This is a genomic window from Cryobacterium sp. M25 (assembly GCF_002929635.1).
Classification (GTDB): Bacteria; Actinomycetota; Actinomycetes; order Actinomycetales; family Microbacteriaceae; genus Cryobacterium; species Cryobacterium sandaracinum.
In genome coordinates, this window is record NZ_PJJU01000053.1 from 104159 (window position 1) to 122631 (window position 18473).

Annotated in this window: 21 protein-coding genes; 16 read left to right on the plus strand and 5 right to left on the minus strand. The window is 68.2% G+C overall.

Annotated features, from left to right (window positions below; all coding sequences use genetic code 11):
* Nucleotides 1-13: 13 nt before the first annotated feature.
* Nucleotides 14-1396: an adenylosuccinate lyase gene (gene purB / locus CXY81_RS09890; RefSeq protein WP_104169836.1), complete on the minus strand. Its 1383-nt coding sequence runs from the start codon at nucleotides 1394-1396 to the stop codon at nucleotides 14-16.
* Nucleotides 1393-1920: a low molecular weight protein-tyrosine-phosphatase gene (locus CXY81_RS09895; protein WP_104099783.1), complete on the minus strand. Its 528-nt coding sequence runs from the start codon at nucleotides 1918-1920 to the stop codon at nucleotides 1393-1395. The genes purB and CXY81_RS09895 overlap by 4 nt, the downstream gene beginning before the upstream one ends.
* A gap of 180 nt (nucleotides 1921-2100) precedes the next feature.
* Here CXY81_RS09895 and CXY81_RS09900 point away from each other — a divergent pair, with 180 nt between their 5' ends.
* Together CXY81_RS09900 and CXY81_RS09905 are read left to right on the plus strand one after the other, a co-directional pair.
* Nucleotides 2101-2427 (plus strand): hypothetical protein, encoded by a 327-nt coding sequence (locus CXY81_RS09900; protein WP_158252045.1) that lies wholly within the window; start codon nucleotides 2101-2103, stop codon nucleotides 2425-2427.
* Nucleotides 2424-3926 carry a hypothetical protein gene (locus CXY81_RS09905; RefSeq protein WP_104169834.1) on the plus strand — a complete coding sequence of 501 codons (1503 nt, stop codon included), beginning with the start codon at nucleotides 2424-2426 and terminating at the stop codon, nucleotides 3924-3926. The genes CXY81_RS09900 and CXY81_RS09905 overlap by 4 nt, the downstream gene beginning before the upstream one ends.
* 42 nt (nucleotides 3927-3968) lie before the next feature.
* On the opposite strand, the gene CXY81_RS09910 is transcribed toward CXY81_RS09905, so the two are convergent.
* Nucleotides 3969-4361 carry a phage holin family protein gene (locus CXY81_RS09910; RefSeq protein WP_104099761.1) on the minus strand — a complete coding sequence of 131 codons (393 nt, stop codon included), beginning with the start codon at nucleotides 4359-4361 and terminating at the stop codon, nucleotides 3969-3971.
* 99 nt (nucleotides 4362-4460) lie between these two features.
* Here CXY81_RS09910 and CXY81_RS09915 point away from each other — a divergent pair, with 99 nt between their 5' ends.
* From CXY81_RS09915 to CXY81_RS09955, 9 genes are all read left to right on the plus strand, one after another.
* Complete coding sequence (locus CXY81_RS09915) at nucleotides 4461-5564, plus strand: histidinol-phosphate transaminase (RefSeq protein WP_104194745.1); 1104 nt, start codon at nucleotides 4461-4463, stop codon at nucleotides 5562-5564.
* Nucleotides 5565-5604: 40 nt separating this feature from the next.
* Nucleotides 5605-6696, plus strand: coding sequence for a thiamine pyrophosphate-dependent dehydrogenase E1 component subunit alpha (locus CXY81_RS09920; RefSeq protein WP_104169832.1), 1092 nt, complete (start codon nucleotides 5605-5607; stop codon nucleotides 6694-6696).
* A 119-nt stretch (nucleotides 6697-6815) separates the two neighbouring features.
* Nucleotides 6816-7775, plus strand: a complete 960-nt coding sequence (locus CXY81_RS09925; RefSeq protein WP_233194121.1) for an alpha-ketoacid dehydrogenase subunit beta — start codon at nucleotides 6816-6818, stop codon at nucleotides 7773-7775.
* Between the two features lie 51 nt (nucleotides 7776-7826).
* The gene (locus CXY81_RS09930; RefSeq protein WP_104099758.1) at nucleotides 7827-9203 is read left to right on the plus strand and encodes a dihydrolipoamide acetyltransferase family protein; all 1377 of its coding nucleotides are present in this window, start codon (nucleotides 7827-7829) and stop codon (nucleotides 9201-9203) included.
* Nucleotides 9204-9277: 74 nt separating this feature from the next.
* Nucleotides 9278-10297 (plus strand): metal ABC transporter substrate-binding protein, encoded by a 1020-nt coding sequence (locus tag CXY81_RS09935; protein ID WP_104194746.1) that lies wholly within the window; start codon nucleotides 9278-9280, stop codon nucleotides 10295-10297.
* Between the two features lie 40 nt (nucleotides 10298-10337).
* On the plus strand, nucleotides 10338-11096 hold the full coding sequence (locus tag CXY81_RS09940; protein ID WP_158252046.1) for a metal ABC transporter ATP-binding protein: 759 nt from the start codon (nucleotides 10338-10340) through the stop codon (nucleotides 11094-11096).
* A gap of 1 nt (nucleotide 11097) precedes the next feature.
* Complete coding sequence (locus CXY81_RS09945; protein WP_104194747.1) at nucleotides 11098-12087, plus strand: metal ABC transporter permease; 990 nt, start codon at nucleotides 11098-11100, stop codon at nucleotides 12085-12087.
* Nucleotides 12087-12893: a metal ABC transporter permease gene (locus CXY81_RS09950; RefSeq protein WP_104169828.1), complete on the plus strand. Its 807-nt coding sequence runs from the start codon at nucleotides 12087-12089 to the stop codon at nucleotides 12891-12893. Before CXY81_RS09945 ends, CXY81_RS09950 begins: the two co-directional genes overlap by 1 nt.
* Entirely contained in the window at nucleotides 12890-13285 is a 396-nt protein-coding gene (locus CXY81_RS09955) for a Fur family transcriptional regulator (protein ID WP_104169827.1), read from the plus strand. Before CXY81_RS09950 ends, CXY81_RS09955 begins: the two co-directional genes overlap by 4 nt.
* Before the next feature lie 125 nt (nucleotides 13286-13410).
* Here CXY81_RS09955 and CXY81_RS09960 read toward each other — a convergent pair whose 3' ends face one another.
* Both CXY81_RS09960 and CXY81_RS09965 read right to left on the minus strand, forming a co-directional pair.
* Nucleotides 13411-14358: a DDE-type integrase/transposase/recombinase gene (locus tag CXY81_RS09960; protein WP_104194748.1), complete on the minus strand. Its 948-nt coding sequence runs from the start codon at nucleotides 14356-14358 to the stop codon at nucleotides 13411-13413.
* A gap of 17 nt (nucleotides 14359-14375) precedes the next feature.
* Entirely contained in the window at nucleotides 14376-14780 is a 405-nt protein-coding gene (locus CXY81_RS09965) for a hypothetical protein (RefSeq protein WP_104194749.1), read from the minus strand.
* A 275-nt stretch (nucleotides 14781-15055) separates the two neighbouring features.
* Here CXY81_RS09965 and rpmB point away from each other — a divergent pair, with 275 nt between their 5' ends.
* The 5 genes from rpmB to CXY81_RS09990 all read left to right on the plus strand — a co-directional run bounded on the left by rpmB (nucleotide 15056) and on the right by CXY81_RS09990 (nucleotide 18453).
* On the plus strand, nucleotides 15056-15292 hold the full coding sequence (rpmB, locus tag CXY81_RS09970; protein ID WP_104099753.1) for a 50S ribosomal protein L28: 237 nt from the start codon (nucleotides 15056-15058) through the stop codon (nucleotides 15290-15292).
* Complete coding sequence (gene rpmG / locus CXY81_RS09975; protein WP_104099752.1) at nucleotides 15292-15459, plus strand: 50S ribosomal protein L33; 168 nt, start codon at nucleotides 15292-15294, stop codon at nucleotides 15457-15459. The genes rpmB and rpmG overlap by 1 nt, the downstream gene beginning before the upstream one ends.
* A gap of 2 nt (nucleotides 15460-15461) precedes the next feature.
* Nucleotides 15462-15767 carry a 30S ribosomal protein S14 gene (gene rpsN, locus CXY81_RS09980; RefSeq protein WP_104099751.1) on the plus strand — a complete coding sequence of 102 codons (306 nt, stop codon included), beginning with the start codon at nucleotides 15462-15464 and terminating at the stop codon, nucleotides 15765-15767.
* A 273-nt stretch (nucleotides 15768-16040) separates the two neighbouring features.
* Nucleotides 16041-16328 (plus strand): HU family DNA-binding protein, encoded by a 288-nt coding sequence (locus CXY81_RS09985; protein ID WP_104099750.1) that lies wholly within the window; start codon nucleotides 16041-16043, stop codon nucleotides 16326-16328.
* A gap of 118 nt (nucleotides 16329-16446) precedes the next feature.
* Nucleotides 16447-18453 carry a cytochrome c oxidase assembly protein gene (locus tag CXY81_RS09990; RefSeq protein ID WP_199180880.1) on the plus strand — a complete coding sequence of 669 codons (2007 nt, stop codon included), beginning with the start codon at nucleotides 16447-16449 and terminating at the stop codon, nucleotides 18451-18453.
* Nucleotides 18454-18473 lie beyond the last annotated feature (20 nt).

Here is an 18473-nt window from a genome sequence, read left to right on the forward strand (position 1 = left end):
ACCCGCGCAGCCGCTAGGTCAGGTAGTCGAGAAGCGGGTCCGCGAGACCCACGTAGCTGCCCGGGGTCAGCTCGAGCAGCCGCGCCTTGGCGGCGTCGCCGATCTCCAGTTCGGTGACGAAGGCCACCAGATCGTCCCGGTTGATCCGCTTGCCCCGGGTGAGTTCCTTGAGCAGGGCGTAGGGGTCCTCGATCGTAGAGCGCCTCGAAGACACCTCGGCGCGGATCACGGTCTGGATCGCCTCGCCGAGGATCTCCCAGTTGGCGTCGAGGTCGCGGGCGAGCATGGCGCGGTCGATGTCGATTTCGCCGAGGCCGCGCAGGATGTTGTCGAGGGCGAGCAGGGAGTGCCCGAAGCCCACGCCGATGTTGCGCTGCGTGGTGGAGTCGGTCAGGTCGCGCTGCAGCCGCGAGGTCACCAGTGTCGCCGCGAGCGAGTCGAGGATCGCGCTGGACAGCTCGAGGTTGGCCTCCGCGTTCTCGAAACGGATGGGGTTGATCTTGTGCGGCATGGTCGATGAGCCGGTGGCCCCGACCTGCGGGATCTGGCGGAAGTAGCCGAGCGAGATGTAGGTCCAGACATCCGTCGCCAGGTTGTGCAGCACCCGGTTCGTATGAGAGACGCGCGAGTAGAGCTCGGCCTGCCAGTCGTGGGGCTCGATCTGGGTGGTCAGCGGGTTCCAGGTGAGCCCGAGGCCCTCGACGAAGCCGCGCGACACGGCCGGCCAGTCGACGGAGGGATCGGCCGCGACGTGGGCGGCGAAGGTGCCGGTGGCACCGCTGAATTTGCCCAGGTACTCGCTGTCCTCGACCTGCTGGGCCAGGCGCTCGAGCCGGTAGACGAAGACCGCGAGCTCCTTGCCCACCGTGGTGGGTGTCGCCGGCTGGCCGTGTGTGCGGGCCAGCATGGAGTCGGCGCGGTATTCGAGGGCGCGCAGGCGCAGGGCGCCGATGACGGCGCGGAATTTGGGCAGCCAGACCTCGCGCACAGCGTCGCTCACGGTCAGCGCGTAGGACAGGTTGTTTATGTCCTCGCTGGTGGCGGCGAAGTGGGTGAGCTCGCTGATGTGGTCGAGGCCCAGCGTGCTCAGGCGGCGGCGCACGAGGTACTCGACGGCTTTCACGTCGTGCCGGGTGGTGGCTTCCAGCACGGCCAACTCGTCGATCTCGGTCTGGCCGAAGTCGGTGACCAGAGCGCGCAGGCCGAGCTTCTGCTCCGCGTTCAGCGGTACGGAGCCGAACAGGCTGCGGTCGGTGAGGGTGATCAGCCACTCCACCTCGACCTGCACCCGGGCCCGATTGAGGCCTGCCTCGGATAGGTACTCGCCCAGTTCGGTGACGGCGGCGCGGTAGCGGCCATCGAGTGGGCTGAGGACCTGGGGCGGTAACGGACTCATCGGACTCCCTGTCGGATTGCGGGTGCAAGTTGCGCGAAGAGCGCTTCATTTGCGCTTTCAATCATGCCAAGAACCGTGTCAAAGAAAGCATCGTCGGAATAGTAGGGGTCGGGAACGTCCAGCAGGGCAGCCTGGGCCGCATCGAAACTGAGCAGCAGGCGTACCTTGCTGCGGTCACGCTCGGTCGTGGCCCAGTTGCGCAGGATGCGTTCCTGCGCGCGGTCGAGCACCACGACGAGGTCGAGGTCGGCAAACCACTCGGGGTCGAACTGGCGGGCCCGATGATGCCTGCCGTCGTAGCCGCGGGTGGCCAGGGCGGCGATCGTGCGCTGATCCGCCTGCTCGCCGACATGCCAGTCGCCGGTGCCGGCGGAGCTGGTGGTGATCAAACGACCCAGGCCGGAGCGCGTGATCAGGTCGCGAAGCATGACTTCGGCCATCGGCGAACGGCAGATGTTTCCGGTGCAGACGAAAATAATGCGGAACGGTGTCGACTCATCGGGTGTGATCGACACAATGTCCATCTCCCCATTGTGTTGCACCCGGCCCCCTCCCCAGCCGCCGTCGTGCGGCATGTTCCGTGAACTCTCGGATTCGCAGCGACCACGTCTGCCGGGGGTGGCACGCTCACTGGCAGCGAATCCGCAGCGCGCAGAAGGGCGGAGATGGAGATTCCGGGCGGCACCAGCTCGACTTGCACGATCGTGACTCATTACGCGCTGGAGGCGCGCCTCGACGAACTTCGGCAGCGACGGATGCTGCTGCGCCTGCTGCGCGACGACGTCGACATGGCGGCGGGCCGGCTCACGGCCGGCGACCTGACCGGCTCGTGGCGCTCAGAGGCCCAGCGGAGCTACGACCGTCAGCGCAGCGACCTCGCCGGCGAGCTCCGCCGAGCCGCCGGGCTCCTCGACGCCGCCCTCACCGAGGTGGTGGCTGCGATCGATCAGGGCGGGGCTGCTCTGGCCGAGGCCCGGGCGCCGGTCCCGGCCCTGGCACCCGGCCCGGCTCCAGCCCGGGCGGTGCGATGACGGGGGAGCAGCCTGGCGGCCCCGGCGACACCCTGATCGTGTCCGGCGGCGGGAGCACGCTCGTCGCCACCGACACGCTGCTGGCCGAGGCGGCGCGGCTGCGGCTGCTTCAGGGTGACGCCGAGGACTGGCTGGTGCGGGTGGCGCGCATCCAGGCACTGGATTCCGACCAGCCCCTCGGTCCGGTGATGAGCCTGCCCAACGCCGGGATGAACGTGTTCGCGGCCCGCTCCGCCCTGGAGCGAGTCGCGGAGCGCAGCCAGACCCTCGCCGACGCTCTTATCGCGGCGGCGGAGGGCTACGGCAGGGCCGAGCGCGTGCGGGACTGGGGAGCAAGCCTCTCCGGGGCCTGGCTGGGCTCCGCCCTCGGGCTGCTGGCACCTCTTTTGGCCCTGGCGGCCGTGCCCGGACTCACGGTCGGCGTGGTGGGGTTGGTGCTCGGCGGTCTGCTCACCGGCCGGCGTCCGGGAGACGCGCCCGCCGAGATCGGCGCCTGGGTCCACGCGCATCCGCGGGCCCTGACCAACCCGGTCCTGGTCGAGGCGGTGCGGGTGATCGTCTCCTCGGCCGACGACGCGGCCACCGGTCGTGCCGGGGTGCCGTTCCCGGTGTCACTGGCCCTCGGCGACGAGGGCCTCGGCCTGCTCGGTGTCACGACGACCGCGGCGGGCCTGGTCGGGCTCGCCCGCCCCCTCGGCCTGCTGCGCGAGACTCCCGTGTCGGTGGAGCGGCTCGACGGTGGGACCCGCCCCCTCGGCACGCCGCCTGCGGGTGCCGTGCGGCCCGGCGCCGCTCTCCCCGGCCGGCCCGTCGCTCCGCCGGCCGGCTTCGAGGACCTGGCTGCCCGCATCCCCTCGGTGTCGGAGGACGCCCCGCAGGTGCGCATCGAGCGTTATGGCGGTCCGGACGACGCATCCTGGGTGGTCTACATCGGCGGCACCGCGGCGTGGAGCCCGGTCGCCGGGGAACAACCGTGGGACCTCACCTCCAACCTCGTCGCCCTCGCCGACCAGGGCTCCGGCTCCTATCGGGCGGTCGTCGATGCCATGCGGGAGGCCGGGGTGGCGCCGGGCGACCCGGTGGTTCCGGTGGGTCACTCGCAGGGCGGGTTGATCGCGGCGCAGCTAGCGGCGTCCGGGGACTTCAACACCGTCGCGGTGGCGACCTTTGGGGGACTCACCGCCCAAGTGGCCCTGCCCGCAGACGTGGAGGCCGTCATGGTCGAGCACACCGACGACCTTGTCCCTGCCCTGGGGGGAACGGCCACCGGCGACGATGAGCGCCTGGTGGTGCGCCGCGAGGTGTTCGCTGAGGCGGAGGTGCCGGTCGACCGGCCGCTGCCGGCTCACGCCCTCACCGCCTACCGGGACACCGGGCGGCTCATGGACGGCTCCGAGGAACCACGATTGCAGGAGTTCCGGGAGACCCTCGGGAAGATCCTCGGCACGGAAGCCGGCGAGTCCTCCCGGTGGCGGGGCTTCCGCCTGGCCGACGGCTGACCCGACGGCTGACCCGACGGCTGACCCGACGGCTGGAGATCGCTACGAGCGGGGGGTGACCGGTCGGATCAGCACGCCGAGAATCCAGCTGATGATGCCCAGCACGAGTGCGCCGAGCACACCCCACCAGAAATCGTCCACCACGAGCCCGAAGCCGACCAGGCCCGAGAACCAGGCCACGATCATCAGCAGGAAACCATTCACGATCAAGGAAATCAGGCCGAGCGTGAGGATGTAGACCGGGAACGCGACAACCCGCACGAAGCCGCCGATCACACTGTTGACGAGGCCGAAGACCAGCGCGACCAACAGATAGGTGGCGATCAGGGCGGTCGTGCCCTCGGCGAACGGATCGACCCGCACCCCGCTGACGAGCAGGGTCGTGAGCCACAGGGCGACGGAGTTGAGGATCAGCTTGATCAGGAATCTGGCCATGACTCCACTATGGCATCGCCGGTGACTGGTCGCACGGATGGGCCAGCCCGGGGCCTAACCATGCGGCCACGTGAATATGCCGCGGCGTAGAATCGCCGAGTGAGCCCATCAGACCCGCCCTCGGTCCGCCTGCGCCCCGAGATTGTCGCCCTCCCGGCCTATCGGCAGGGTCAAGCTGCCGCAGCCAGTGCGTTCAAACTCTCGAGCAACGAGAACCCCTTCGATCCGCTGCCCGGCGTCATCGCCGCCGTGAACGCCGAGACCGCGTACAACCGGTACCCGGATGCCTCGGCGCTGGCCCTGCGCGAACGGCTGGCCACGCAGTTCGGCCTGAGCGTCGACGAGGTGCACATCGGTGCCGGCTCCGTGGCCCTCCTGGCCCAGCTCATCCTCGCCGCCGCGGGACCGGGTGACGAGGTGCTCTACTCGTGGCGCTCCTTCGAGGCCTACCCCGGCCTGGTCACCGTCGCCGGTGCCACGAGCGTGCAGGTTCCGAACCGGGCCGACCATGGCCACGACCTGCCCGAGATGGCCACCCGCATCACGGACCATACCCGCGTCGTCATCATCTGCAGTCCGAACAATCCGACCGGGACCGCCGTCACGGGCGACGAGTTCGAATCGTTCATGGCCGTCGTCCCGCCGGACCTCCTCGTCATCCTCGATGAGGCCTACTGCGAGTTCGTCACCGACCCCGAGGCGGTCACCGGCCTGCCACTGCTGTCCCGGTTCCCGAACCTGGTCGTGCTGCGCACTTTCTCCAAGGCCTACGGCCTGGCCGGCCTGCGCGTCGGCTACGCCCTCGGTCCCGTCGCCGTGCTCGATGCGGCGAGGTCCACCGCGATCCCGCTCTCGGTCACAGGTGTTGCCGGTGCGGCCGCGATCGCCTCTCTCGACGCCGCCGACCAGCTGCTGCGGCGGGTGCGTGCCCTGACCGAGCGGCGCGACCGGATCTGGCGCCTGCTGAGCGAGCAGGGCTGGAACATTCCGGTGCCTCAGGGAAACTTCATCTGGCTGCCCACCGCCGAGGACACCGCCGACATCGCCGATGTCCTGTCGGCCGTCGGCCTGATCGTGCGCCCGTTCCCCGAGGGCATCCGAATTTCGATCGGTGAGGAAGAATCCGTGGAGAAGCTCCTGGGTATTTGCGCCGACATTGTTGACGATCTACCAACGGGGCACCCAGCCCGGAAGCTAGGTTAGTACGGTGTCAGCGACCCCGAGTGCCTCTCCCACGGTGCGAATGCTCTCCCCGGAGGGTGTCTTCGCCCCGAGCGATTCCGCGGCCGAGTTCCTGCCCTACCTCGATCGACTGACCGAGGCCGACCATCGGCGGTTCTACCGCGACATGGTGGTGGTGCGCCGGTTCGACACCGAGGCTGCGAACCTGCAGCGGCAGGGCCAGCTGGCCCTCTGGGTGCCCAGCCACGGCCAGGAGGCCGCCCAGGTCGGCTCCGCCTACGCAACCCGGCCGCAGGACCACGTGTTCCCGTCCTATCGCGAGCACGTCGTCGGCATGATCCGCGGACTCGACCCCGTCGATATCCTGCGGATGCTGCGCGGCGTCACCCTCGGCGGCTGGACCCCCGAGGACCACGGCAACTTCCACCTGTACACCCTGGTGCTGGCCTCGCAGACCCTGCACGCCACGGGCTACGCGATGGGCATGCAGCTCGACGGCGCGACCGCGACCGGCAATCCCGAGACCGACCAGGCCGTCATCGTGTACTACGGCGATGGAGCTTCGTCGCAGGGCGACGCCAACGAGGCGCTCGTCTTCGCCGCCAGCTACCAGACCCCGCAGGTCTTCTTCCTGCAGAACAACCACTGGGCCATCTCGGTTCCCGTGACCCGGCAGTCCCGCACTCCGCTCTACCTGCGTGCCGCCGGCTTCGGCATGCCCGGCACCCAGATCGACGGCAACGACGTGCTCGCCAGTTTCGCGGTGACGGCCAAGCACCTCGACGACGCCCGCGCCGGCCACGGCCCCGCCCTGATCGAGGCCCTGACCTACCGAGTCGGTGCCCACACCACGGCCGACGACCCCACCAAGTACCGCGACCCGGAGCAGCTGGCATACTGGGTGGCCCGCGACCCGATCGTGCGCTTCCGCAGCTACCTGCAGGGACTGGGCGTCGAGCAGGAGTTCCTCGACGCCGTCGACGAGGAGGCCGACGACTACGCCGCGGATGTGCGCCGCCGGGCCCTCGACATCCACTCCCCGGAGAAGGCCGTCATCTTCGACAACGTCTACGCCGAACCCCACCCGCTGATCCAGGAACAGAAGGCCTGGCTCGACCACTACGAGGCATCCTTCGAAGGAGGCGACGCGTGAGCGACACGATCGTGACGAGCACCACCGGCCTCGCCACACCGACCACCGCGATGCCGACCCCGGGACACCCGGCCGCCGCCAAGCGGGCTATTCCCGGAACCGGAACGGCGAACCTGCCCATGACGAAGGCCCTCAACGCGGGCCTGCGCCAGGCCATGCGCGACAACCCCCGGGTGCTGATGATGGGCGAGGACATCGGCCCGCTGGGCGGGGTCTTCCGCGTCACCGAGGGTCTGATCGCCGAATTCGGCGACAAGCGCGTGCTCGACACCCCGCTGGCCGAGTCCGGCATCATCGGTACGGCCATCGGCCTGGCCCTGCGCGGCTACCGCCCGGTCTGCGAGATCCAGTTCGACGGGTTCGTCTTCCCCGGCTTTGACCAGATCACCAGCCAGCTGGCGCGGATGCGCAACCGGCACGAGGGTGAGGTCTCCATGCCCGTCGTGATCCGCATCCCCTACGGCGGCCACATCGGGTCGATCGAGCACCACCAGGAGAGCCCGGAGACGTACTTCGCGCACACGCCGGGCCTGCGCGTGGTCAGCCCGTCGAACCCGCACGACGCCTACTGGATGTTGCAGGAGGCCATCGCCTCCGACGACCCGGTCATCTTCTTCGAGCCCAAGAGCCGCTACTGGCCCAAGGGTGAGGTGAACCTTGCTGAGAGCGGCACGCCCCTGCACGCCAGCCGCGTGGTACGCAGCGGCACGGATGCGACGGTCGTCGGCCACGGCGCCATGGTCAGCGTCCTGCTGCAGGCGGCGGATCTCGCGGCGGCGGAGGGAACCAGCGTCGAGGTCATCGACCTGCGTTCAATCTCGCCGATCGACTACGGTCCCATCCTCGCGTCGGTCGAGAAGACCGGGCATCTGGTCGTCGCCCAGGAGGCCCACGGCTTCGTCAGCGTCGGATCGGAGATCGCCGCGACCGTCACGGAGAAGGCCTTCTACCTGCTCGAGGCTCCCGTGCTGCGCGTCTCCGGTTTCGACACCCCGTTCCCGCCGGCCGCCGTCGAGACGCACTTCCTGCCCAGCCCGGACCGCGTGCTCGAGGCCGTCGACCGCGCCCTCTCCTACTGATATGAGTCGCACCAGGGCTTCTCGCCTCACCAATCGCAAGGAGCGTACTCGATGAGCGTGTCGAAATTCACACTGCCCGACGTCGGCGAGGGTCTCACCGAGGCCGAAATCGTGGAGTGGAAGGTGGCGCCCGGCGACACCGTGTCGATCAACCAGGTGCTGGTCGAGATCGAGACCGCGAAGTCGCTCGTCGAGCTGCCGTCGCCGTACGTCGGCGTGGTCGGGGAGATCCTGGTGAAACCCGGCACGACCGTCGACGTCGGAACGGTCATCATCACCATCGTGGCCGAGACCGTCGCCGTCGCGTCTGCGTCGAGCAGTGCGATCGCGAACGGCGCGGGCGAGCTGGCCAGCGCGGCAGCGGATGCCGGCTCCACCATCACGGACGAGCCGGCCGAGACGCCGGGCGCGGTCCTGGTCGGGCGCGGCGCCGCGGCGACCATGCCCACCCGGCGCAAGCGCCACGGGGTCACCCCCGTCGCCCACGAGTCGATCGCGCCGCCGCCCGTGCACCCCACGCGCCCGGCCACTTCGCAGCTCCCGCAGCTGCCGCGCGCGGCATCCGCGGGCCCCGTCGTCGCCAAGCCGCCGATCCGCAAGCTGGCCAAGGACCTCGGTGTGGACTTGTCCCTGGTCGAGGCGACCGGCCCGGTCGGCGACGTCACCCGCGAGGACGTGCTGCGGGAGGCCACCCAGGCCAGCGTGTTCCGCAACATCCAGACGCCGGAATGGCCCAGCGACCGTGAGGAGCGCGTCCCGGTCAAAGGCGTGCGCAAGGCCATCGCCCAGGCCATGGCCTCCAGCGCCTTCACCGCACCGCACGTGAGCCTCTTTGTCGACGTGGACGCCACCCGCACCATGGAGTTCGTCAAGCGGCTCAAGGCGTCCACCGACTTCGCGGGCGTGCGCGTGTCCCCGATGCTGATCATGGCCAAAGCCATGATCTGGGCCGTGCGGCGCAACCCCACGGTCAACTCGGTTTTCACCGACGAGGAAATCGTGATCAAGCACTACGTGAACCTGGGCATCGCCGCGGCCACCCCCCGTGGGCTCATCGTGCCCAATGTGAAGGAAGCGCAGGACATGAGCCTGCTTGAACTGGCCCGCGCCCTTGAGAAGCTCACGCTCACCGCGCGGGACGGCAAGACCTCGCCGGCGGAGATGTCGAACGGCACGATCACGATCACCAATATCGGTGTCTTCGGCATGGATACCGGCACGCCCATCCTCAACTCCGGCGAGGCCGGCATCGTGGCCCTCGGAACGATCAAGCCCAAACCGTGGGTCGTCGACGGCGAGGTGCGGGTGCGTCAGGTGACGACCATCGGCGCGAGCTTCGACCATCGCGTGGTCGATGGGGATGTCGCGAGCCGCTTCCTGGCGGATGTCGCGAGCATCATCGAGGAGCCCGCGCTGCTACTCGAGTAAGGTCCCGGAGGAGATCCCGGCGGCAGCCCTTATTGGTGTTGACAATCATTATCATTAGGCGTAACGTCGGCCCTGTGATCAACAATCGATTCGTCCTCACCGCCCTGGCCGCCGTTGCCGCGCTGACCCTGGCCGGCTGCACTCCGACCGGCGGTTCGGCGGATGGCGCCGCCGCCGGCGACCTCAAGGTGGTCGCGACGACCACCCAGGTGGCGGACCTCACCCGCAACGTCGTCGGCGACACCGCGGGCGTAGTAGTGACCCAGCTCATCCAGCCCAACCAGAGCGCGCACAGCTATGACCCGTCCGCGGCCGACTTGACGGCCCTCGGTGAGGCCGATGTGCTCGTGATCAATGGGGTCGGCCTCGAGGAGTGGCTCGACGACGCAATCAGCGCCAGCGGCTTCGACGGCGTGACGATCGACTCCGACGAGGGCATCGAGATCCAGGACATCGCAGCCAGCGAAGAGGACCACGCCGACGACAAGGCCGCGACGGATGGCGCCGAGCACTCCCACCAGGGCGGCAACCCGCACATCTGGACCGACGTGTCCAATGCCGAGACCATGGCCGTCACCATCGTCACGGGCCTCAGTGATGCCCAGCCGGACCTGGCCCCGGACTTCGAGGCCAACGCGACCGCCTACACCGGCCGGCTGGCCGAGCTCGACGACTGGATCCGTACCAACATCGACGCCGTGCCCGCCGAGCAGCGCCTGCTCGTGAGCAACCACGACGCATTCGGCTACTTCACCGAGGCCTACGGCATCACCTACGTCGGCTCCATCGTCCCGAGCTTCGACGACAACGCCGAGCCCAGCGCCGCCGCGATCGACGAACTCGTCGCCGCCATCACGGCCACCGGGGTCAAGGCGGTATTCTCCGAGGCCTCGATCAGCCCGAAGGCCGCCGACACCATCGCCGGCGAGGCCGGCGTCATCGTGTACTCGGGAGAGGATGCGCTCTACAGCGACTCCCTCGGTGCGCGGCACAGTGACGGCGCCACCTACATCAGTTCGCAGCTGCACAACGTCGGCCTGATCCTCGAATCCTGGGGAGCCGAGCCCACCGCGGTGCCCGCAGACCTGCGATAGTTAGTCAGTGATCGAGAACCCTTCTCAAGTACGGCCGAGCGTGCCTGTCGCGCTCAAGGTGGCGGGCGCCTCCTTTTCCTACGGCCAGAGCCCTGCCCTGGCCGACATCGACTTCGAGGTGCACGCCGGCGAGGCCGTGGCGCTGATCGGGCCCAACGGGTCCGGCAAGTCCACGCTGCTCAAGGGCATCCTCGGTCTGATCCAGCGCGTGAGCGGTACCGTCGAGGTGCTGGGAGCGGCAGCGGCCCCGGCCGGATCCATCGGCTACGTGCCGCAGGCCGACGAGATCGACCAGCAGTTCCCGGTCACGCTCGAGCAGGTCGTCATGATGGGGCGCTACCGCTCGCTAGGCTGGCTGCGCCTGCCCGGTAAGCGCGACCGTCAGGCCGTGGCCCGTGCACTCGACGCGGTGGGCCTCGCGCATCGCGCGAAAACCCGCTTCGGGGAACTCTCCGGCGGCCAGCAGCAGCGCGGACTGCTCGCGCGGGCCGTGGCCGCGGGGCCCCGCCTGCTGCTGCTCGATGAGCCGTTCAACGGCCTCGACCAGCAGAATCGGGACGCGCTCGTGGGCACCGTCAAGCGTTTGAAGGAGGAGGGGGTGGCCGTGGTCGTCTCCACCCACGACCTCCAGCTCGCCCGCGAGGTCTGCGAACAGGTGTTGCTGCTCAATGGCGCCCAGGTGGCGTTCGGGCCGCGCGAGTCGGTGCTGATCCTGGAGAACGTGCAACGCACGTTCCGAGAGGTCGGCGTGGAGATCGACGAGCACACCGTAGTTGTGCCCGGGCACACCGGTCACTGAGATGGACTTCCTCAGCCCGCTGATCGACGTCTTTGCCCTGCCGTTCATGACCCGGGCCCTCTTCGTGCTGGGTGCGCTCAGCCTGGTAGCCGGCGTCGTCGGGGTGCTGGTCAACCTGCGGGGCCTCGAGTTCATCAGCGACGGTCTCACCCACGCGGTCTTCCCCGGCATCGCGATCGGATTCGTCTGGGGTGGGCGCGAGGGGCTGTTCGCCGGCGCGATGGTCGCCGCCCTGTTCGCAGCGGTCATCCTCACCCTGATCGTGCGCCAGTCCGTGTCCTCGGATGCCGCGATCGCCATCGTCTTCACCGCCATGTTCAGCGTGGGCATCATCCTGGTCTCCCGCGAGACGAACTACGTCGGCCAGCTGGAGCAGCTTCTCTTCGGCCGCCTCCTCACGGTCAGCCCGAATGAGGTCGTGCAGACCGTCGCCATCTGCCTCGTGGCGCTGGTCCTGATCGGGCTCACGCTCAAGGAGGAGGTGTTCCGCGCCTTCGACCGGGTCGGCTTCGCCGCGGCCGGCTACCGCACGCTCGCGCTCGACCTCGTGCTCAACGTGGCCATCGCCCTCGTGGTCGTCGCGGCCTCCAGCGCCGTCGGCAACCTCCTCGTCCTGGCCGTGTTGATCGTGCCCGGCGCCGTGGCCCGGCTCATCACTGACCGGCTCTGGCTGCTGTTCCCGATCGCGGCCTGTTTCGCGGCCCTCGGTGCCTGGCTTGGGCTCGTGCTCGGTTTCCAGGCATCCGTGCAGGCCGGTCTCGACCTGCCCAGCGGCGCGACCGTGGTGCTGGTGCTGGTCGCCGGCTACGCCGTGGTGCTGCTGTTGCGCCTGTCCATCGACGGTCTTCGGCGGCTGGGTTCGCCCCGTCTGCGGCCGCAGCACACCACGCCGCCGCGCACCCCGCCGCCGCTGTCCCCGCAGCCGCGCACCCCGCCGCCGCTGTCCCCGCAGCCGCGCACCCCGCCGCCGCACGAACAGCTGGTGACGTGATGGGCTACTTCGAGAAGGCACTCCTCGCGTCCGCCGTGATCGGCGCCCTCAGCGGGCTGGTCGGATCCCTCGTCGTATTGCGCCGCCGCACTTTCTTCGCCCAGGCCCTCACCCACGCCACCTTCCCGGGCGCCGTGACCGCCACGATCGTCGGCGTGAGCATCCCACTCGGGGCGGCCCTGGCGAGCATCCTCATCGTCGGCATCATGACCCTGATCGGCCGGGTGAAGCGGCAGGGCACCCAGGTGGCGTCCGGCATCCTGCTCACCGCGGGCTTCGCGCTCGGCGTGCTTCTGCAGGCCCTCAACCCGTCGCTGCCGGTGCAGGTCGACTCCTACCTGGTCGGGTCGGTCCTCACCGTCACGACCGGTGACGTCTGGCTGGCCGTCGGCGTGCTCGGGGTGGCCGTGGCCGTGATGGTGCTGCTGGGCAAGGAGATCCTGTTCTCCACCTTCGACCCGAGCGGATTCCGCGCCGCCGGATTCCGGGAATGGCCGATCGAGCTGCTCACCCTCGCCCTGATCACCGCCACCGTGGTCACCGCAATGCCGGCCGTCGGGGCGATCCTCGCGATCGCGCTGATCGCGGCCCCGGCCGCCGCCGCGCGCCTGGTCACGCGCACCGCCACCCAGATCCTGGTTCTCGCGCCGGTGCTGGGCGCGGCCGCCGGCCTGGTCGGAGTGCTCCTGTCCCGGGCGATCGACGTGGCCGCCGGGCCGGCGATCGCCCTCACCGCGGCCGTCTTCTTCCTGGTGGCCCTGGGCGGTCGCCGGCTGGTCCGGGCGCGGTTACGGTTGAAAGCATGAAGCGGAACACCTGGCAGCGCGAGGCCGTGCGCACCGCGCTCAGCGACGCCGAGGGATTCGTCAGCGCCCAGGGTCTGCACGCCAGCCTGCACGCCACCGGTTCGCCCATCGGCCTGGCCACGGTGTACCGGGCCCTGGCCGACCTGGCCGGCGAGGGCGAGGCCGACTCGCTGCAGTCGCCCGACGGTGAGGCGCTCTACCGCGCCTGCAGCACGACCGACCACCACCACCACCTGATCTGCCGCAACTGCGGACAAACCGTCGAGATCGAAGCGGACGCCGTGGAGAACTGGGCCAAGAACGTGGCCGCCGAGCACGGCTTCAGCCAGGCCGCCCACGTGGTCGACGTGTTCGGTCTCTGCGCGGCCTGCTCCGCCGCATCCGTGGACTAGGCCCACCGCCGCGCGCCCACCGCCGCGCGCCCACCGCCGCGCGCCGGACTCGTCCTCGTCCCGAACGAATTCGACGGAGATTCTGCCCCCACCGGGCGATGTCAAGCTGAGTGGAGTCACTTGGGTTAGTTTGTGGTGGTTTCGTCGAGGAGGTGATTGATCCCGACGAGGCCGGCTGGTGCGGGTGTTTTCGGTCGTTCGCGGAATCGTTCCGGGTATTGCTGGTGGTAGTTCTGCAGGGCGCGGTCACGGATGCCGTGGGCGCGCCGCCAGGAACCGTCGTGGACCTGCTGGGGCGTGAACAAAGCGATGCCGGAGTGCCTGTGGGTCGCGTTGTACCAGGGCACGTACTCGGCCAAATGGCCGCGGGCGTCCTCGAGACTCTCGAATGTTCCGGGATAGTTGGGCCGGTATTTCATCGTGCGGAACTCGGACTCGGAGAACGGGTTGTCGTTGGAAACGTAAGGCCGGTTGTGGGTTTTTGTGACGTTGTGCTCTGCGAGGAGGTCGGCCAAAGCGCCCGAACGCATCGCGGGGCCGGAGTCCGCGTGGACGAATCGTGGGGTGCCGTGCTGGCGGAACGCAGCCTGGAACATCTCCACGGCGAGGTGGTCGCTCTCGCGCTCCTCGACTCGCCAGCCGACGATCTTGCGAGAGTAGATATCGATGTCCCAACTCCAAACTTGGCCAGGCCCGGTCGCGATCAGCACCGGCTTGTCGCGGGGTGTTCGGGACCCGCGCCCCGTTGGCACCAGGGGGCGGGCGCTTTGGTCTTCGATATCGGCGGCGATCCGCCACCAGGACCGGCGGCCGGCGAGCATCATTCCCCGGTCCCAGGTGGACGCGAACGTGTGATCGACGGAGTGCCCGCCGGCCCACCCTGCCGTGATCTTCTTCGCGATCACGGTCCGATCAGTGGTGGGGATACGAGACAGGTAAGCGCGATCTTTCTGCGCGACCGGCTCGGGAACCCGGGCGCGGGGATTTCGCCGGTACTGCCAGGTCGAGCGTGCGATGCCGGCGATTCCCAGGGCTTTGCGTTGAGAGCCCGTGGTGCGCGTCAGCTCCGCCACGAACTCGTTCTCGAGCGTCAGGAATCGGACGGATCTGGGGTCTTCGGGGTGTCTGCGGGCTCTTCCTCGCTCATTGCGTGCAAGAGCCCGATAGCTTTTCCCAGCGCCTTATTGGTGTCCTCCAACTCGCGAACACGCTTGCTCAGCTGAGCGACCTCAGCGTCGTGTGCCGCGTGCTCGGCGGCACGTATCTTCTCTAGCGCTGTGCGCTTGCCCGGTGGAACAGTCATATGACTACCTTCTCGCGGAATCAGCCCGCGCTCGAGGTCACCCGCGTAAACCGCGTCGCACCAACGCCGCAGCGTGCCCCTCGTGACCTCGCGCTCCGCGAGCCAGGGGCCTTTACCCCCGTGCGGCACCCGATGGTACTCATGGACGAACTCGCGGATCTCCGCCGCGTTGAACCCTGGGCTGATTGACATTTCCCATGCCTCCTACTGCTTGTGAAGTGGCTCACAAGCAGCTTGACGCAGAGGGCACAACCCGGTTTTGCCGGTTTTAGGGCCTGAATCGGCAAAATCTCCGTCGAATTGGTTCAGTTTGCGCTGGGGGAGGGCACCGCGTAATGTTGGACGCTGCTGCGCATATCTGTGCGTGCACTGCTGGTTCGCTCGCTTCCGCTTCGCGGGAGTGTCGTCATGCCAGCCGACAAGAGATCTTGGGAAGGGCATTCGCCCTTCGGTATTGGAGGAGAACCATGGCAGCTACTTGCCAGGTGACCGGAGCCGTCCCCGGCTTCGGACACAACATTTCGCACTCGCACCGACGCACCAAGCGTCGCTTCGACCCGAACGTTCAGACCAAGAAGTACTACGTACCGTCGCTTCGCCGCAACGTCACGCTGACCCTGTCCGTCAAGGGCATCAAGGTGATCGACGCTCGTGGCATTGAATCGGTCGTCAAGGACCTTCTCGCTCGTGGGGAGAAAATCTAATGGCCAAGCAGCATGACGTCCGCCCGATCATCAAGCTCCGTTCGACGGCCGGCACCGGTTACACCTACGTGACCAAGAAGAACCGTCGCAACGACCCCGACCGTCTCGTACTCAAAAAGTACGACCCCGTAGTGCGCAAGCACGTTGACTTCCGTGAGGAGCGCTAAAAATGGCGAAGAAGAGCATGATTGCCAAGAACAACCAGCGCAAGGTTATCGTCGAGCGCTACGCCGCGAAGCGCCTTGAGCTCAAAAAGGCCCTCGTCAACCCGGCCGGCACCGATGAGTCCCGCGAAGCTGCTCGCCTCGGCCTGCAGAAGCTTCCCCGCAACGCGTCGCCGGTTCGCCTGCGCAACCGCGACGCGGTCGATGGACGTCCCCGTGGACACCTCAGCAAGTTCGGAATCTCGCGCGTGCGTTTCCGCGACATGGCTCACCGCGGCGAACTGCCCGGCATCACCAAGTCCAGCTGGTAACACCGCACCAAGCCGCTTAGGCGGTCATTCGGAACCTCGGTTCTGAAGCGAGAGGATGTCGACTCCGGTCGGCATCCTCTTTTTTTCGCCCACAGCGAAAATGAAGCCGTTACGGCAGCCAAACCGGCTGGAAACGCCGCAAATCCGCGGAATTCCGCGGTTGTCTGCTAGATTCAACCCGGTCCAACCGGCCAAACGGAGTCGCTCCTCGGAGCGTCGCCCGCAATACGTGAATCCCTGTTTTTACAGACAAAGGTCCGAGGAGGACACTCAATGGCTGACAAGTCGCTGAACAAGACCGAGCTCGTTGCCAAGGTTGCCGCAGACTCTGGCCAGAGCCAGGCTGCAGTTGACAGCGTTCTGAACGCTTTCTTTGCAACTCTCGCCGACACCGTCGCGAACGACGGCAAGGTCACGATCCCGGGCTGGCTCGGAGTCGAGCGCACCGCTACCGCAGCGCGCACCGGCCGCAACCCGCAGACCGGCGAAGAGATCGCCATCGCCGCGGGCCACCGCGTCAAGCTGACCGCTGGTAGCAAGCTCAAGGCTGCCGCCAAGTAGGTCGCGAACCAAGAAAGCAGGGCGTCGGCTTCGGTCGGCGCCCTGCTTTCGTCTGTGACGTCACACGTCAGCGAGCCTCGTGCAGCGTGCGTCCACCGGGCACGGTTAGGCTGAGTCAGTGCTTCGTCTCGTGCGTATCTCCGGTCCGGCAGTGCTCCTGCTGGTCGCGACGCTGGCGACGCTCGTAGCGCTAGCCTACGGCGGCGGCGCTTCGGCGCAACTGCTGGCCGATCCGGGACCAGTCGTGCGGTGGGGTCTCCCGCTGGCCAAGCTCCTCGTCAACCTCAGCGCCGCCGGCACCATCGGCGCCCTCGTGCTCACCCTTTTCGCCCTGAGCCCTCGGGAACCCGAATACAACGCGGCCCTCGATTTCGCCGCTGGGTCCGCCGCTGTCTTCACCGTGGCATCCGCCCTCACCGGTTTCTTCACCTTCCTGCAGGTGACGACCATTCCGCTCAGCTTCGATGACCGGTTCAGCGCCACCGCCGGACAGTTCTTCAGCGACATCGAGATCGGCCAGGCCTGGCTGATCACCACCCTGATCGCGGCCTTCGTCACCGTCTTGTGTTTCGCGGTGCGTTCACTGACCGGGCTCGTCTTCGTCACGGTCCTCGCCGTGGGTGCCCTGGTGCCGATTGCACTACAGGGGCACGCGGCCGGCGCCGAGGGGCACGACGTGGCCATCACCGCCCTGGGTCTGCACCTGGTCTTCGCCGCGGTCTGGCTGGGCGGGCTGCTGACCATCATCGTGCTGCGCAAGCAGTTGGCCGGCGGCCGCCTCGATCCGGTCATCGCGCGCTACTCCTCGCTCGCCCTCGTTTCCTTCATCGTCGTCGCTGCGTCCGGCTACGTCGGCGCCGAACTGCGGTTGGGTGCCTGGGACCGGCTGCTCTCGCCCTATGGCATCCTCGTTCTGGTCAAGGTCTTCGCCCTCACCGTGCTCGGCGCGTTCGGCGTGCTGCAACGCCGGTACGTGATCGGGCGGATGCTGCGGAGCACCCCCGCAGACGCCCAGACCCCCGCACCCCGCCGGAGCGTCTGGTTCTGGTGGCTCATCGTCACGGAACTGGCGTTCATGGGGCTCGCCTCCGGGGCTGCCGCCGCCCTCGCCAAGACCGCGACGCCGGTCGAGCAGATCACGGCGACCGAGATCCCCACCTCGACGCCCGCCCAGATCCTGACCGGCGAGCTCCTGCCGCCGCCGCTCACTTTCAGCCGCTACTTCACCGAGTGGAACTTCGACCTGGCCTGGGTGCTGTTCTGCGTGTTCGGCATCTTCTTCTACGTGTCCGGGGTGCGCCGCCTGGCCCGCCGCGGCGATAAGTGGCCCGTCTTCCGCACCGTGCTCTGGGTGACCGGCATGCTGATCCTGTTCTACATCACCAACGGCGGCGCGAACCTCTACGCGAAGTACCTCTTCTCCTCCCACATGCTCATGCACATGGCCCTGACCATGCTCGTGCCCGTCTTTCTGGTTCCCGGGGCGCCGGTCACTCTCGCCGCCCGGGCCATCCGCAAGCGGCAGGATGGCAGCCGCGGCGCCCGCGAGTGGATCCTGTTGGCCGTGCACTCGACGTACGCGGGGTTCCTGGCCAATCCGCTGGTCGCAGCCGTGCTCTTCGCCGGTTCACTCTGGGTGTTCTATTACTCCTCGCTATTCAGCTGGGCGACGACCGACCACATCGGCCACGAGTGGATGATCGTGCACTTCCTGATCACCGGCTACCTGTTCGTGCAGTCGCTGATCGGCATCGACCCGGTGCCCTACCGCCTGCCCTACGCCGGCCGCCTGCTGCTTCTTCTGGGCACGATGGCCTTCCACGCCTTCTTCGGTGTCACCATGATGACGGGCACCGGGCTGCTCCTCTCCGACTGGTACGGGGCCATGGGGCGCGATTGGGGGCTCAGCGGCATCGAGGACCAGCAGATGGGCGGTGGCATCGCCTGGAGCGTCGGCGAGATCCCAACGATCGCCCTGGCCATTGCGGTGGCCATCCAATGGAGCCGCAGCGACGAGAAGGAAACCCGCCGCAAGGACCGAAACGCCGCCCGCACGGGCGACGCCGAACTGCTCCAGTACAACGCAGGCCTGGCCCGCCTCGCCGCGCACGACCGCTCGGAGTAGCAAGAAAGCGTTCAGCAGGG